At 69.6% G+C, this 13,690-nt stretch carries 13 protein-coding genes; 9 read left to right on the forward strand and 4 right to left on the reverse strand.

Annotation, left to right across the window (positions count from 1 at the left end):
* Positions 1-43 precede the first annotated feature (43 nt).
* The 3 genes from tkt to QM721_RS11675 all read left to right on the forward strand — a co-directional run bounded on the left by tkt (position 44) and on the right by QM721_RS11675 (position 4,814).
* On the forward strand, positions 44-2,113 hold the full coding sequence (gene tkt / locus QM721_RS11665; RefSeq protein ID WP_415122158.1) for a transketolase: 2,070 nt from the start codon (positions 44-46) through the stop codon (positions 2,111-2,113).
* A 291-nt stretch (positions 2,114-2,404) separates the two neighbouring features.
* Positions 2,405-3,130 carry a C40 family peptidase gene (locus tag QM721_RS11670; RefSeq protein ID WP_415122160.1) on the forward strand — a complete coding sequence of 242 codons (726 nt, stop codon included), beginning with the start codon at positions 2,405-2,407 and terminating at the stop codon, positions 3,128-3,130.
* 229 nt (positions 3,131-3,359) lie between these two features.
* The gene (locus QM721_RS11675; RefSeq protein WP_415122475.1) at positions 3,360-4,814 is read left to right on the forward strand and encodes a peptidoglycan-binding protein; all 1,455 of its coding nucleotides are present in this window, start codon (positions 3,360-3,362) and stop codon (positions 4,812-4,814) included.
* Here the strand turns inward: QM721_RS11675 and QM721_RS11680 are convergent, their stop codons facing one another.
* Positions 4,815-5,438 (reverse strand): lipoprotein LpqH, encoded by a 624-nt coding sequence (locus QM721_RS11680; protein ID WP_415122162.1) that lies wholly within the window; start codon positions 5,436-5,438, stop codon positions 4,815-4,817.
* A 172-nt stretch (positions 5,439-5,610) separates the two neighbouring features.
* Here QM721_RS11680 and sppA point away from each other — a divergent pair, with 172 nt between their 5' ends.
* The 3 genes from sppA (at position 5,611) to QM721_RS11695 (ending at position 8,533) form a co-directional block, all read left to right on the forward strand.
* Positions 5,611-7,326 (forward strand): signal peptide peptidase SppA, encoded by a 1,716-nt coding sequence (sppA, locus tag QM721_RS11685; protein ID WP_415122164.1) that lies wholly within the window; start codon positions 5,611-5,613, stop codon positions 7,324-7,326.
* Positions 7,327-7,415: 89 nt separating this feature from the next.
* Positions 7,416-7,640 (forward strand): hypothetical protein, encoded by a 225-nt coding sequence (locus QM721_RS11690; RefSeq protein ID WP_415122166.1) that lies wholly within the window; start codon positions 7,416-7,418, stop codon positions 7,638-7,640.
* Between the two features lie 41 nt (positions 7,641-7,681).
* Positions 7,682-8,533 carry a bifunctional 5,10-methylenetetrahydrofolate dehydrogenase/5,10-methenyltetrahydrofolate cyclohydrolase gene (locus QM721_RS11695; protein WP_415122168.1) on the forward strand — a complete coding sequence of 284 codons (852 nt, stop codon included), beginning with the start codon at positions 7,682-7,684 and terminating at the stop codon, positions 8,531-8,533.
* 113 nt (positions 8,534-8,646) lie between these two features.
* On the opposite strand, the gene QM721_RS11700 is transcribed toward QM721_RS11695, so the two are convergent.
* Complete coding sequence (locus tag QM721_RS11700; protein ID WP_415122170.1) at positions 8,647-9,123, reverse strand: hypothetical protein; 477 nt, start codon at positions 9,121-9,123, stop codon at positions 8,647-8,649.
* An 84-nt stretch (positions 9,124-9,207) separates the two neighbouring features.
* On the opposite strand from QM721_RS11700, the gene fdxA reads away from it, so the two are divergent.
* On the forward strand, positions 9,208-9,528 hold the full coding sequence (gene fdxA, locus QM721_RS11705) for a ferredoxin (protein WP_415122172.1): 321 nt from the start codon (positions 9,208-9,210) through the stop codon (positions 9,526-9,528).
* Complete coding sequence (gene dapC, locus QM721_RS11710; RefSeq protein WP_415122174.1) at positions 9,525-10,619, forward strand: succinyldiaminopimelate transaminase; 1,095 nt, start codon at positions 9,525-9,527, stop codon at positions 10,617-10,619. The genes fdxA and dapC overlap by 4 nt, the downstream gene beginning before the upstream one ends.
* Positions 10,620-10,666: 47 nt before the next feature.
* On the opposite strand, the gene QM721_RS11715 is transcribed toward dapC, so the two are convergent.
* Together QM721_RS11715 and dapD are read right to left on the reverse strand one after the other, a co-directional pair.
* Entirely contained in the window at positions 10,667-11,509 is an 843-nt protein-coding gene (locus QM721_RS11715; RefSeq protein ID WP_415122176.1) for a hypothetical protein, read from the reverse strand.
* A gap of 3 nt (positions 11,510-11,512) precedes the next feature.
* A complete protein-coding gene (dapD, locus tag QM721_RS11720; RefSeq protein ID WP_415122178.1) occupies positions 11,513-12,442 on the reverse strand; it encodes a 2,3,4,5-tetrahydropyridine-2,6-dicarboxylate N-succinyltransferase in 930 nt (309 codons plus the stop codon).
* Positions 12,443-12,497: 55 nt separating this feature from the next.
* Between dapD and dapE the strand changes: the two genes are divergently transcribed.
* On the forward strand, positions 12,498-13,559 hold the full coding sequence (dapE, locus tag QM721_RS11725; protein WP_415122180.1) for a succinyl-diaminopimelate desuccinylase: 1,062 nt from the start codon (positions 12,498-12,500) through the stop codon (positions 13,557-13,559).
* Positions 13,560-13,690 lie beyond the last annotated feature (131 nt).

Raw genomic sequence — 13,690 nt, forward strand, 5'->3', positions numbered from 1 at the left:
GCGCCTCCACGCAGCGAGGCGTGACTGACGAAGGGAACCGCCCATGAGCAATCTCACCTGGACAGAGCAGGACGCGAAGGCGGTCGACATCGCCCGCGTGCTGGCCGCCGACGCAGTCGAGAAGGTCGGCAACGGCCACCCGGGCACCGCCGTCTCGCTGGCCCCGGTGGCCTACCTGCTCTACGCCAAGGTGATGAAGGCCGACCCCGCCGAGCCGCGCTGGCTGGGCCGCGACCGGTTCGTGCTCTCGGCCGGCCACTCGTCGATGACCCAGTACGCGCAGTTGTACCTGAACGGCTTCGGGCTCGAGCTGAACGACATCGCGAGCCTGCGCACCTGGGGCTCGCTCACCCCCGGGCACCCCGAGTTCGGCCTGACCAAGGGCGTGGAGTGCACCACCGGTCCGCTGGGTGCCGGGGTGGCCAACGCGGTCGGCTTCGCGATGAGCGCCCGTCGTTCGCGCGAGCTGTACGACCCGCAGGCCGTGCCCGGCGAGTCGGTGTTCGACCACAACGTCTACTGCATCGCCGGCGACGGCTGCATGCAAGAGGGGGTCTCGGGTGAGGCGTCGTCGCTGGCCGCCACCCAGAACCTGGGCAACCTGTTCCTGATCTACGACGACAACCGCATCTCGATCGAGGGCGACACCCAGATCGCCTTCTCAGAAGACGTGCAGGCGCGCTACGCCGCCTACGGCTGGGACACCTACCACGTCGACTTCACCAACGGCTTCACCAGCTACGAAGAGAAGGTGGCCGAGCTGTACGACGTGCTCGAGCGGGCCAAGGCCGTCACCGACAAGCCGCACTTCATCAAGGTGACCACCGTCATCGGCTGGCCGCTGCCCACCAAGGCCGGCGACCACAGCGTGCACGGTTCGAAGCTGGGTGGTGCCGAGATCAGCGCGCTGAAGGCCGAACTCGGCTTCGCCGACGCCCCGTTCGCCATCGACACCGCGGTCGTCGACGCCGTCCGCGCCAACGCCGTCGCGCGGGCCCAGGCTGCGCGCGCCGAGTGGGATCCGCGCTACGCGGCCTGGCGGGCCGCCAACCCCGAGCAGGCCGCGCTGCTCGACCGGGTGCTGGCCAAAGAGGCGCCGGCCGACCTGGACGCCGCGCTGCCGGTGTTCGAGCCGGGTTCGATGGCCACCCGGGCCGCCAGCGGCAAGGTGCTGTCGGCGCTGGCCCAGCCGGTGCCCGAACTGTGGGGTGGCTCGGCCGACCTGGCCGGCTCGAACAACACCACCATGGCCGGGGTCAAGAGCTTCATTCCCGCTGAGCGCAGCAGCCACGAGTTCACCGGCGCCCCCGGCGGACGCACGCTGCACTTCGGCATTCGCGAGCACGCCATGGGCAATATCGCCAACGCCATCACCATGGACGGGCTCAGCCGGGTCTACTGCGCCACCTTCCTCGTGTTCAGCGACTACATGCGCACCACGCCCCGCCTGGCCGCGCTGTCGCACGCCCCGACCACCTTCGTGTGGACCCACGATTCGGTCGGCGTCGGCGAGGACGGCCCCACCCACCAGCCGGTCGAGCATGTGATGAGCTTGCGGCTGATGCCGAACATCGACGTGGTGCGGCCCGGCGATGCCAACGAGACCGCGCACGGGTGGGCGCAGATCCTGCGCACCACGAACCGTCCGGCGGCGCTGATCCTGTCGCGGCAGAACCTGGCGATCTTCGACCGCTCCGAGGGCACCGGATTCGCGGCGGCGTCGAAGACCGCGCTGGGCGGTTACGTGCTCAAGGAGGCCTCCGCCGAGCCGCAGGTGGTGCTGGTCGGCACCGGGTCAGAGCTGCAGGTGGCGGTCAAGGCCGCCGAGGCGCTCGAGGCCGACGGCATCGCGGCCCGTGTGGTGTCGCTGCCGTGCTACGAGTGGTTCCAGGATCAAAGCGACGACTACCGCGAGCAGGTGCTGCCGGCCGCGATTCCCAAGGTGGTCATCGAGGCGGGCGTGTCGGTGGGCTGGAAAGACCTGCTCGGCGCCAACACCGAAGCGGTCGGCATCGACCATTTCGGGGCCTCGGCTGACGGCGCGTTGCTGTTCGAGAAGTTCGGCATCACCGCCGACGCCGCGGTGGCGAAAGCGAAGGCGCTGGTCGGCTGACCACCGGCTGGCACGGCCGACCCTGGTTGGCAAGGCTGGCCTCCGACGGCGCACGGCTGGTGCGCCGTCGGGGGTTCGGCAGGCCGATCTGCCGCCGTGATGCAACCCTCGAGTGAACCCTGAAGGCCAACTTGAGCATTGAACGCGGTGAAACGCCTAGTCGGCGGCGCTTCCTGAAGAGAAGCTGAACAGCAACCCTCAAGTGCGTCCTTGCTCCGCGTCGCGCCGCGTAGGTAGCAACATGGTGTGCGATTTCCGTCGAGAGTGTTGTCCCTGACCGCCAGCGTTGCGTTGGCTCTGAGCGTCGCGCTCATCGACGTGTCCGGCGGAACTGCCGCCACCGTCAGCGCGAGCGCCAAGCAGAAGTTCATCGACAAGGTGGTCAGCCCGGCCCAGAAGGCGCAGCGCAGCTACGGTGTGCCGGCCTCGGTGTCGATCGCCCAGGCCATCGTGGCCAGCGACTGGGGCACCTCGTCGGTGTCCGATAAGGCGAACAATTATTTCGACACCCGGTGCAGCGCCTCGATGACCGCCAAGCAGTTCGCGGCGCTGGCCGACGCTCAAGTGGGCAAGCCCTACGTGCTCGGCGCCGAGGCGTCGATCAGCAACGCCGACCCGGCGAAGTTCGACTGCTCCGAGTTGGTCGAGTGGCTGTACGGACGCTCCGGCAATCGCATCACCGACCTGGCCGCGGCACAGTACAACGCAACCAAGAAGGTCACCGGATCACCCAAGGTGGGCGACCTGGTGTTTCTGCGCAACAACCCGGCCCGCTCCAACGGCATCGGCCACGTGGCCGTGCTGACCAAGAAGCTGTCGAACGGCGACTGGCGCATCATCGAGGCCCGCGGCCAGCGCCTACGGAGTGGTGCGCAGCACCCTGAGGTACTGGAAGAAGCGCAGCTACTACGCCGGCCTGCGCCGGCTGTCCAGCTTCGTGCTGGCCGGCAGCGACGGGGTCAGCGCGTCGGCCGCGAGCACCTTCCAGACCGGTTGCGTGACCGTCTCGGGCACTAGTTACGCGAAGTACGGCTCGCTGACCAAGTCGTTCGCTGCGCATGCCGTCGCGGTGGCCAAAGACTCGGCCTACAGTGCCGCCCGCACGGTGATCGGCGACATTCCGGCCTACGTGACCGCCATCGCAAAGGTGGAACAGCCCAAGAACGCGTCCGACTACGCAGCCGAGCTGAACAAGCTGATCGACCAGTACGACCTGCGCGACTACGACGTGGTGCCGTTCAACCTGGTGCTCGACTCGGGCGACTCGGGCGCCAAGGTCACCGCCACCCAGTACCTGCTCGGGTCAGCGGGCTACACCGTCGCCACCACCGGCAAATTCGACTCGGCGACCGTCGCGGCGGTGAAGAGGTTCCAGAAGGCCAAGGGTCTCGAGGTCGACGGCGAGGCCGGCCCGATCACGCTCACCTCGCTGACCACCAAGATCTCCAGCGGCGCCGAGGGCAGATCGGTCACCGCGCTGCACACCCTGCTCAAGGCCAACGGCTACACCACCTCGACGTCGTCGAGCTTCAGTGCCGCCACCGCCGATGCGGTGGAGGAGTTTCAGGCCGACGCCGGACGTCCGGTCACCGGAACCGCCGACGACAGCACCTGGGCGGCGCTGTACATGACCCTGACCGCCCCGACCCCCACGGTGAGCGGCAAAGCCGTCGTGGGGCAGAAGCTGAAGGCCAGCGCCGGTAGCTGGGGCCCCGGTTCGGTCAGCCTCAGCTACCAGTGGTACCGCGGCAGCACCGCGATCAAGAGCGCCACCAAGTCGAGCTACGCCGTCACCCTGGCCGATGCCGGCTCGGCGCTGAGCGTGCAGGTCACCGGCATCAAGCGGCTGTACACCACCACGGTGCGCAGCTCGGCCGCGGTCACCGTGCCGTTGCTCGACCTGACCGCCGCGCCGACGCCCAAGCTGAGCGGCAAGGCCGTGGTCGGGCAGACGCTGACCGCCACCCCCGGTACCTGGAAGCCCGCACCGGTCGCACTGGCCTACCAGTGGTACCGCGGCAGCACCAGGATCGACGGCGCGACCAAGGCCGGCTACGTCGTGACCGACGCCGACGCCGGTTCGACCCTGAAGGTGACGGTGACCGGCACCAAGGCCGGCTACTCGACGCTGAGCCGCACGTCGGCGGTCTCAGCCACCGTGCCGAAGCTGATCGCCGCCGCGACCCCGACCATCACGGGCACCGCGAAGGTCGGCTCGACACTGACGGCCAAGCCGGGCGAGTGGACGCCCACCGCGGTGAAGTTGAGCTACCAGTGGTACGCGGGGTCGTCCGCCATCAAGGGGGCGACCAAGGCCACCCTGCTGCTGCACGCCACCGAGGCGGGCAAGAAGATCACGGTGCGGGTGACCGGCAAGGCCAGCGGCTACACCTCGGTGACCCGCGCCTCGTCGGCCACCGACGCGGTCGCCAAGGGCACCCTGAAGCCGGTCTCCCCAACGATCACCGGCACGCGCAAGGCGGGTCGCACGCTCACGGTGCACGGTGGCAACTGGGGCCCCGGAGCGGTAAAGCTGAGCTACCAGTGGTACCGGGGCGACACCACGATCAAGGGCGCGACCAAGGCCGGCTACAAGCTGACCAGCAAAGACAAGGGCAAGAAGGTCAGCGTGCGGGTGACCGGCCGCAAGACCGGCTACGACCCGCTGAGCAAAACCGTCGGGGTCACGATCGCCACGTAGTCACCATTGGGTGCTCGCGCAGGTAATGGTGAGCGTGACCGGCATGGTGCCGGCCGCCGTTCCGTCTTCGGCGCTGGCCAGCTTGCCGGTCACGGTGTAGGCGGCACCCTTGACGGTCAGCTTGGCCGAGGTTCCGCTGGCGGGGCCGGTGGCGTGATAGGTGAGGGTGCGGGTGATCAGCTCGGAGTCTTCGCCCAGGGCAATGGTGAGGCTCGACACCGACTTCCTGGTGCCGGTGAGCACCAAGGTGACGTCGATGGTGTTGAAGAAGTCGTTCTTGTGATCGGCAACCGTCAGCGTCGGGTCACCGGCCTTGCTCTGGCAGGTACCGGCCAGCTTCTTGCTGGCCTGGGCGTAGAGCTTCAGCGTGCCGCCGGCCTTGACCGCCGGGCCCGAACTGCCGGTGGGGCTCGGCGTCGGGCTGGTCGACCCCGACGGTGTGGTGGTCGTCGGGGCGGTCTCGGACGGCGTCGGCGTCGCGCTCGGTGCGGGGGTCTCGTCGCTCGCCGTGCGCGTGGCAGTGCTGCCGGGTAAGGCGCCGGGTTGGGTCTTGGCGCAGCCCGTCACGGCCAGAGCCAACCCGGCCGTCAGCGCAACGGTTCGCAGCCACGTGGAGGTAGTCACACCTCCACTCTGAACCTGGGGTGGCCGCACGGTGGCTGCGACGCGCGCACAGTGCCGGAATGTTCGCGTCAGGACGGGCCGCGGCAGGGCAGTGGGTGGGTGGCTGCGCCCGAGGCGTCCGAGGGTCTCGACGCGCCCTCACCCGGGCCGACCGCCGCATAGGCTTGCTGGCATGCATTCTCTCGGCACGCTGTCGTCCTTGTTTCGCACGTCCCCGGCCGGCGAAGGGGTCATTCTCGAGCTCGATCTCGACTTCTCGGTGCTCAGCGCACCCCCGGCGAACCCGCTGGAGGCACTCAAGCTGATCAACGCGCCCACCATGAAGGCACTGCGCGACGGGCTGCGCCGGGCGGCGTCCGATGACGCGGTGCTGGGCCTGCTGGTGCACATCGGCACCTGCCAGCTCACCGCCGCCCAGTGCTGCGAACTGGCCGATCTGCTGGCGGGGTTCGGCGAGCACAAGCCGGTGTGGGCGCACACCGCGTCGTTCGGCGAGTTCGGCACCGCGCTGTTGCCGTACCTGCTGGCCGCCCATGCCGATCAGATTTGGCTGCAGCCCAGCGGCGAGTGCGGCCTGGGCGGTGTGCGGGCCCAGATCACCCTGCTGCGCGGCGGCTTCGACAAGCTGGGCGTCGAGCCCCAGTTCGGTCAGCGCAAAGAATTCAAGACCGCCGCCGACACCTACGCCGCGCACGAGATTTCGGCGGCGAACGCCGAGATGATTCAGCAGATCGCCAACTCGATCACGCACTGGGCGGTGGGCGCCATCGCACAACGTCGCGGTCGCAGCGTCGAGCAGGTCTGGGGCAGTGTCGACGCGGGCGTGCTGACCGCCGACCAGGCCCTGCAGCACGGCCTGATCGACCACGTGGGCTACCGCGACGAGGTCTACGCCGCGGCCCGAACCGCCTGGGCCGGTGCAAAGGCCGGGCTGCGCTACGTGCAGCGGCACGTCCAGCCCTCGGTGGTCCGTGACCTTGTCGAGAGCCGCACCAAGCCGGCGATCGCGATCGTCGAGGTGCGCGGCTCGATCGTCACCGGGCGTCCGCAGCGCCAGGGCAGCCAGCCGATCGCCGCCTCGTCGGTGGTCTGCTCCCACCTGCGGGCGGCGGGCGCCGACCCGTCGGTCAAGGCGGTGGTGCTGCGGGTCGATTCGCCCGGCGGCTCGGCCGTCGCCTCGGATGCGATTCGCCGCGAGGTGCTGCGGCTGCGTGAGACGGGGCGCCCGGTGGTGGCCTGCATGGCCGACGTGGCGGCCTCGGGCGGCTACTTCGTGTCGATGCCGGCCAACGAGATCGTGGCGCAGCCCACCACGCTGACCGGTTCGATCGGCGTGCTGGCCGGAAAATTCGTGATCACCGAGCTGAAGCAGAAGTTGGGGCTGGTGCTGCACGACGTCAGTTCGGGCGCCTGGGCCAGCTACCTGTCACCGAACAGCCGGTTCACCGACGAGCAGTGGGTCGCGCTCGATCGCCGGCTCGACGAGATCTATGCCGACTTCACCGGCAAGGCGGCCGCCGACCGGAAGATGGCCATCGAGGTGCTCGAACCCTTGGCTCGGGGCCGGGTCTGGACGGGTGCGGACGCTCGCGAGCGTGGCCTGATCGATCACCTCGGGGGCATGGGCCTGGCGATCGACCGGGCGGCCGAGCTGGCCGGTGTGAAGACCGCCGACGTCACTGTGCGATCGGTGTCGAAGCTGGGCTTTCTGAGCCAGTTCCGGCCGGCCGAGTCGAGCGAGCAGGTGGCCACCGCGGTCACGCTGCCGAGCCGCCGGTTCGACCTCGACACCGTGATCGAGACGGTTGCCGGGCAGCTCGGGGTGGCCGCCACCGGCGCGCTCTCACTGCCTTTTGGCATCGAGCTCCACGCCGGCCAGGGGCGCTGACGACTGAGCGTCGGCCTTTCACCGGTCGCTTGGCATGGGGCCAGTTGCGCGACCGCCAGCAGCACCCCCGCCATGGCTGAGGCGTCGAGATGTCGTCCACGATCAAGGCGTCCACCCCGGTGCGCAGCAACCACCGGGCGCTCGGGCCGGCCCGGTACGACGAGTCGCCGGGCTGCATCGCGCAGAGCGCCATGAACGGCTTCGACATCACCCACAGGCGGCTGTTCTGCCAGGGCACGAAGCTGGTCAAGGCCGAGCCGTTCCGGCGGGGCTACCACAGCCTGACTCCGGTGGCCTGTGGCACGAAGCCCTGAGTGGCGAGAAGCGCTGACTTCAGCGCGTAGGCTGATTCGACGTGAGCGCCGTGATGATGCCGGGCAAGCCGGTTGCCGATGCCGTTTTCGCCGACCTTGGGCCGCGCATCGCGGCGCTGCGGGCGGCGGGCCGTAACCCGGGCTTGGGAACGATCCTGGTCGGCGACGACTCGGCGTCGGCCGGCTACATTCGAATGAAGCAGAATCGGGCTGCCGACCTGGGCTTCGGCGGGCGTCACGTGGAACTGCCCGGTGACGCCCGACAGGCCGATCTGGTGGCCGCGATCCGCGACTTCAACGCCGACGACTCCGTCGACGCGGTGCTGATTCAGCACCCGATCCCCGGCCATCTCGACTACGAGGCGGCGCTGGCCGAGCTCGACCCCGACAAGGACGCCGACGGTGCCCACCCGGTGAACATGGGCCGGCTGGCGCTGGGTATGTCCGGCCCGCTGCCGTGCACCCCGGCCGGTATCGAGGCGCTGCTGCAGTTCTACGAGATCCCCGTGGCCGGCCGCGATGTGGTGATCCTGGGCCGCGGCTTCACCCTGGGCCGTCCGTTGTCGATGCTGCTGTCGCTCAAGCGCCCCGGCGGCAACGCCGCGGTCACCGTGGTGCACACCGGCGTGCCGAACTGGCCCGACTACACCCGCCGCGCCGACATCGTGATCGCCGCCGCGGGTGTGCCCGGCATTCTGCGCCCCGAACACCTCACCCCCGGACGGGTCGTGGTCGGCGGAGGCGTCCGCTACGAGGGCAGGCGGCTGCTGCCCGACGTCGACGAGGCCTGCAACGCGGTGGCCGGCTGGATCACCCCGCGGGTCGGCGGGGTCGGCCCCACCACCATCGCGATGCTGTTTCGGAACTGCGTCGAGGCGGCCGAGCGGCGCTGAATCTCGCTGGTCGAGCCTGTCGAGACCTCAAAGTTGCCGTCGTGGCAGAGGGGAGTGCCACGGAACTCAACCGGCGATGGTTGCGTTGCGCAGTGCTTCCCTGAGCCGCTGGTTCAGCCGCGCACCTGGACGCTTCGCGCGTTCTGTCGGGTCGCCCACCAGCACAGGTCCACCAGCAGCTCGGGTTCGGTCACGTCGGTGGTCAGCCATTCACCTTCCACCCGGGCGCGGTGGCTGCCGTCGGCCCAGTCGCCTCGTGCGGCGAACACCGTGGCGGGGGCGGGGCGTCCGGCCAGCAGGTCGCTGATCCGGTGCAGTCTCGGTTCGCCGGTCAGCCCGGCCCGGCGGGCCAGGTCGTCCAGCAGCTCGCGGGGGGCTGTGCCCGGGTCGCGGCCCAGCGCGGGCGACACCCGGCGGGCGGCTTGTACCGTGCCGTCCGGGATCTCGTGCAGCCGACCGTGCCGGTCTTCGATGGTCAGCGGGCGCAGCGCCACCACGAAGCCGATCAGGTCACGGGTCGGCTTACCCAGGCGTAGCGTCACCCGCTCGCCGACTCGCAGCGGCGGGCACAGGCGGCCGATCGCGTCCATGGGCACCCCCGTTCGCCATGCAGGTCTGCGCGGTAGAGTGTCGGCGTTCGAGCACGACACGCGAGACATTCGAGAGGATTCGAAGTGACGTACATCATCACGCAGCCCTGCGTCGACATCAAAGACCTGGCTTGCGTTGAGGAGTGTCCCGTGGATTGCATCTACGAGGGCAACCGGATGCTGTACATCCAGCCCGACGAGTGCGTCGACTGTGGCGCCTGTGAGCCGGTCTGCCCGGTCGAGGCCATCTACTACGAAGACGACGTTCCCAGTGACCAGAAGGTCTTCTACGACGTCAACGTGAACTTCTTCGACACCGTCGGGTCGCCCGGCGGGGCGGCGAAGATGGGCCCGATCGACGCCGACCACGAGTACGTGCTCGGCCTGCCGCCGCAGGGCGAGTGAGGCTCCGCGACCGCAGCCTGCCGGACTTCCCCTGGGATTCCCTGGCGGGTGCCAAGGCTCGCGCCCAGCAGCACCCCGACGGCATCGTCGACCTCTCGGTGGGAACCCCGGTCGATCCGACGCCTGAGTTGGGACGCCGGGTGTTGGCCGCGGCCTCCGACGCGCCCGGCTACCCGACCACCTGGGGCACGCCTGCCCTGCGATCCGCCATCGTCAATCACCTCGCCGACCGCTGGGCGAGCGTTCCGGTCGACGACGAAGGTGTGCTTCCGGTGATCGGCACCAAGGAGCTGGTTGCCGCGCTGCCGCACCTGCTGGGCCTGGGGCCGGACGATGTCGTGGTGATCCCGCGGATCGCCTACCCGACCTACGAGGTCGGCGTCCGGTTGGTGGGTGCGGCCGTGGTGGCCTGCGACGACCCGGCGGAGATCGCCGACCTGCGCCCGGCGCTGGTCTGGATCAACTCGCCGGCCAACCCGCACGGCGTGATCCTGTCCGCCGACGAATTGGCGGCCTGGGTGCGGTACTGCCGCGAACGCGGCGCGGTGCTGGCCTCCGACGAGTGCTACGGCGAATTCGGCTGGGACGCCGAGCCGGTCTCGGTGCTGCACCGTAGCGTCAACGGCGGTGTTCTGGACGGCCTGCTGGCGGTGTTCTCGCTATCCAAGCGCTCGAACCTGGCCGGGTACCGGGCCGGGTTCGTCGCCGGCGACACCGAACTGGTCAGCGATCTGCGTGAGCTGCGCAAGCATGCCGGCGGCATCGTCCCGGGCCCGGTGCAGGCCGCGATGGCCGCACTGCTCGCCGATTCGACCCACGTCACCGAGCAACGGGAGCGGTACCGGCGGCGCCGGGACGTGCTCCGGCCGGCGCTGGAGGCGTCCGGCTTTCGCATCGAGCACTCCGAGGGCTCGCTCTACCTGTGGTGCTCCCGCGACGAACCCGGCCGCAGCAGCGTCGACTGGCTGGCCGAACGCGGCATCCTGGTCGCTCCCGGCGACTTCTACGGCCCCGAATCGGGCGATTTCGTGCGGGTCGGCCTCACTGCCACCGACGAGCGGATCGCTGCCGCGGCGTCCAGGTTGAGCTGAACCAAACAGAACCGTCCCCTGAACCGTCGGGGACGGTTCTGGACGGTTCAGCCGAAGCCGACGGTGACGATCCTGCTGCTGCCGCCGCTGCCCGTCCAGGCGGCCAGGGTGCCGGTGCTCAGCACCCAGTCGGCGCCGCCCAGGCTCACCCGCCGGACGCCGTGGGCGTCGGCGTAGGCCACCACCAGCTGGGCTGCCGCCCAGGCCCGCTGCCGGGTGTTGGCCTCGATCAGGACGCCCTGGTCGGTGCGGGTCACCGTCACCTCGTCGGCCAGGCTCTTGCGCACCAGCGCCGCCAGGGCGTCGGGGCCCGCCTTGCCGGGTTTGCTCACCTTGCAACTGAAGGTGCCGGGTTCGCGGCCGGTCAGCGCCGCGGCCAACACCTGCGCCTTGCTGACGTGCTTGCGGTAGGCGTTCGGGTAGGCGCTGCGCTGCACCGCCTGCGCTACGTCATTGACGTCGCCGGTGCGCCAGCCCTTCACCCGGACCAAGGCGCTGTAGAACTTTCCCGCGCTGTAGTAGGGGTTCATGATCTGCTTGACCGTGCCCCAGCCCTTACTGGGCCGCTGCTGAAATAGGCCGATCGAGTCGGCGTGCCCGTAGTCGAGGTTGCGCATGCCCGACTCCTGGTACGCCGTGGCCAGCGCGATGGTGACCGCCTTGGTCGGCAGCCCACGGCGCAGTCCGACGGCGCTGATCAGGGCCGCGTTGTGTGCCTGTTCCAGGGTGACGGCGACGCTGGCGCCGTCCATGGTGGCGACGCACTGGTCGTCGAGCGGCAGCGGTTGCTTGGCGGTGTTCGACCACAGCTCCAGGGTCGCCCAGGCCAGCCCGCACAACACCGGCACCAGGGCCAGTGCCAGCAGAATGCGCGGCCATTTCGGTCGCACGGTTCAGTTTGCGTGCAGGGCGGCGTTCAACTCGAACGATCCACCGGAGCGTGGACGCACCTGCACAGCGCCGGTGAGCGAGTTGCGAATGAACAACAAGTTGCTGCGGCCCGACAATTCACGCGCCTTCAGCACGGTGCCGTCGGGCATGGTCACCTTGGTGCCGGCCGTCACGTACAGGCCCGACTCGATCGTGCAGTCGTCGCCCAGCGAGATGCCCAGCCCCGACTCGGCCCCGAGCAAGCAGCGCTCGCCGATGGTCACCATCTCTTTGCCGCCCCCCGACAGCGTGCCCATGATGGACGCCCCACCGCCGATGTCGCTGCCGTCGCCCACGATCACCCCGGCCGAGATCCGGCCCTCGACCATGGATGCGCCCAGTGTGCCGGCGTTGTAGTTGACGAAACCCTCGTGCATCACCGTCGTGCCCGGCGCCAGGTGCGCCCCCAAGCGCACCCGGTCGGCGTCGGCGATGCGCACCCCCGAGGGAATCACGTAGTCGACCAGCCGGGGGAATTTGTCGACGCCGAAAACGGTCAGGTGGCCCCGGCTCACCTTCAACGCCACCCGGACGTCTTCGAAGCCGTCGACCGCACACGGCCCGGCCGAGGTCCACACCACGTTGGGCAGGACGCCGAACACGCCGTCGAGGTTCACCGCGCGCGGCCGGACCAGCCGGTGGCTGAGCAGATGCAGCCGCAGGTACGCGTCGGGGGTGGACGCCGGCGGCTGGTCGAGGTCGATCTCGACCAGCACCGCCTCGGTGTGCACGCCCCGCTCGGGGTCGTCCAGTTGAGCGGCGACCAGTTGCTGGGGTGCAGTGCCGGTGGCCGCCTGGCCGAGCTGCGGCGCGGGAAACCAGGTGTCGAGAACCTGGCCCGAGGCATGGACGCTGGCCAGCCCCCAACCCCAGGCAGAGCGGGTGTCGGTCATGCCGGCCAGCCTACCTGGCGCCTGCGACAACTCCCGCGGCGCTAGGGTCATGGCCATGAGCCTCGACCCGCACGGCGACCTCGTCGCCCTGTTTCGCGCCATCGTCGACATCGAATCGGTCAGCGGCAACGAACGCGAACTGGCCGATCAGGTGCAGGCGGCGCTGAGCGGGCACGACCATCTCGAAGTGCTGCGCGACGGTGACACCGTGATCGCCCGCACCAGCCTGGGCCGACCCGAACGGGTGGTGATTGCCGGTCACCTCGACACCGTTCCGGTGGCCGGCAACCTGCCGTCCAGCATTGAGGGCGGTCGCATCTACGGCCGCGGCAGTTGCGACATGAAGGGCGGCGTCGCGGTCATGCTCGCGGTCGCGGTGGCCACAACCGCGCCGCCGCGCGACCTGACCTGGATCTTCTACGACCACGAAGAGGTCGAGGCTTCGGCCAATTCGCTCACCCGTATCGCGGCGACCCGCCCCGAGCTGCTGGCCGGCGACTTCGCCGTGTTGATGGAGCCGACCAGCGCGCGGGTCGAGGGCGGCTGCCAGGGCACCCTGCGGTTCACGGTGACCACCGCCGGACGAGCAGCGCATTCGGCCCGTGCCTGGATGGGTCACAACGCCATTCACGACCTCGCCGAGGTGCTCGCGCTGCTGCGCGCGCACCAGCCCGAACAACCGGTGGTCGACGGGCTGCGCTACCACGAGGGGCTCAACGCCGTGGCGATCAGCGGCGGGATCGCCGGCAACGTGATTCCCGACCGTGCCACCGTCATGGTCAACTACCGCTTCGCCCCGCACCGCAGCCTCGCCGATGCCGAGCAGTACTGCCGGTCGGTGCTGCCGGGCTACGAACTGACCGTGGTCGACGGAGCTCCCGGCGCCCGGCCGGGCCTCGACCTGCCCGCGGCAGTCGATTTCGTGGCGGCCGTGGGCGGCGAGCCGACAGCGAAGTTCGGCTGGACCGACGTGGCCCGCTTCGCGGCACTTGGCATTCCGGCGGTCAACTTCGGGCCGGGCGACCCGGCCAAGGCACACGCCGACGACGAGTTTTGCCTGATCGCCGAACTATTCACCTGCCGTGACGCGCTGGCCGGCTGGCTGGGGAAGGGCTGATCACTACTCCCGGCCAACCCCTGTGTATGCTTACGCGATAGCCGGTCCTTCGGGGGAAGTGACCGCTGATCATCAATGAGCCGACCGGGGGGATCGGACCATTAGCGACTTTCTTTCCTATTCGCAAACGC

It is taken from the genome of Micropruina sp., from assembly GCF_047602085.1.
Classification (GTDB): Bacteria; Actinomycetota; Actinomycetes; order Propionibacteriales; family Propionibacteriaceae; genus Micropruina.

What these genes read in the sequence shown, in the direction of transcription:
- tkt (WP_415122158.1), top strand. Translation starts at nt 44, where the DNA reads ATGAGCAATCTCACCTGGACAGAGCAGGACGCGAAGGCGGTCGACATC.
- sppA (WP_415122164.1), top strand. Translation starts at nt 5,611, where the DNA reads ATGCATTCTCTCGGCACGCTGTCGTCCTTGTTTCGCACGTCCCCGGCC.
- QM721_RS11690 (WP_415122166.1), top strand. Translation starts at nt 7,416, where the DNA reads ATGTCGTCCACGATCAAGGCGTCCACCCCGGTGCGCAGCAACCACCGG.
- QM721_RS11700 (WP_415122170.1), bottom strand. Translation starts at nt 9,123, where the DNA reads ATGGACGCGATCGGCCGCCTGTGCCCGCCGCTGCGAGTCGGCGAGCGG.
- dapD (WP_415122178.1), bottom strand. Translation starts at nt 12,442, where the DNA reads ATGACCGACACCCGCTCTGCCTGGGGTTGGGGGCTGGCCAGCGTCCAT.
- dapE (WP_415122180.1), top strand. Translation starts at nt 12,498, where the DNA reads ATGAGCCTCGACCCGCACGGCGACCTCGTCGCCCTGTTTCGCGCCATC.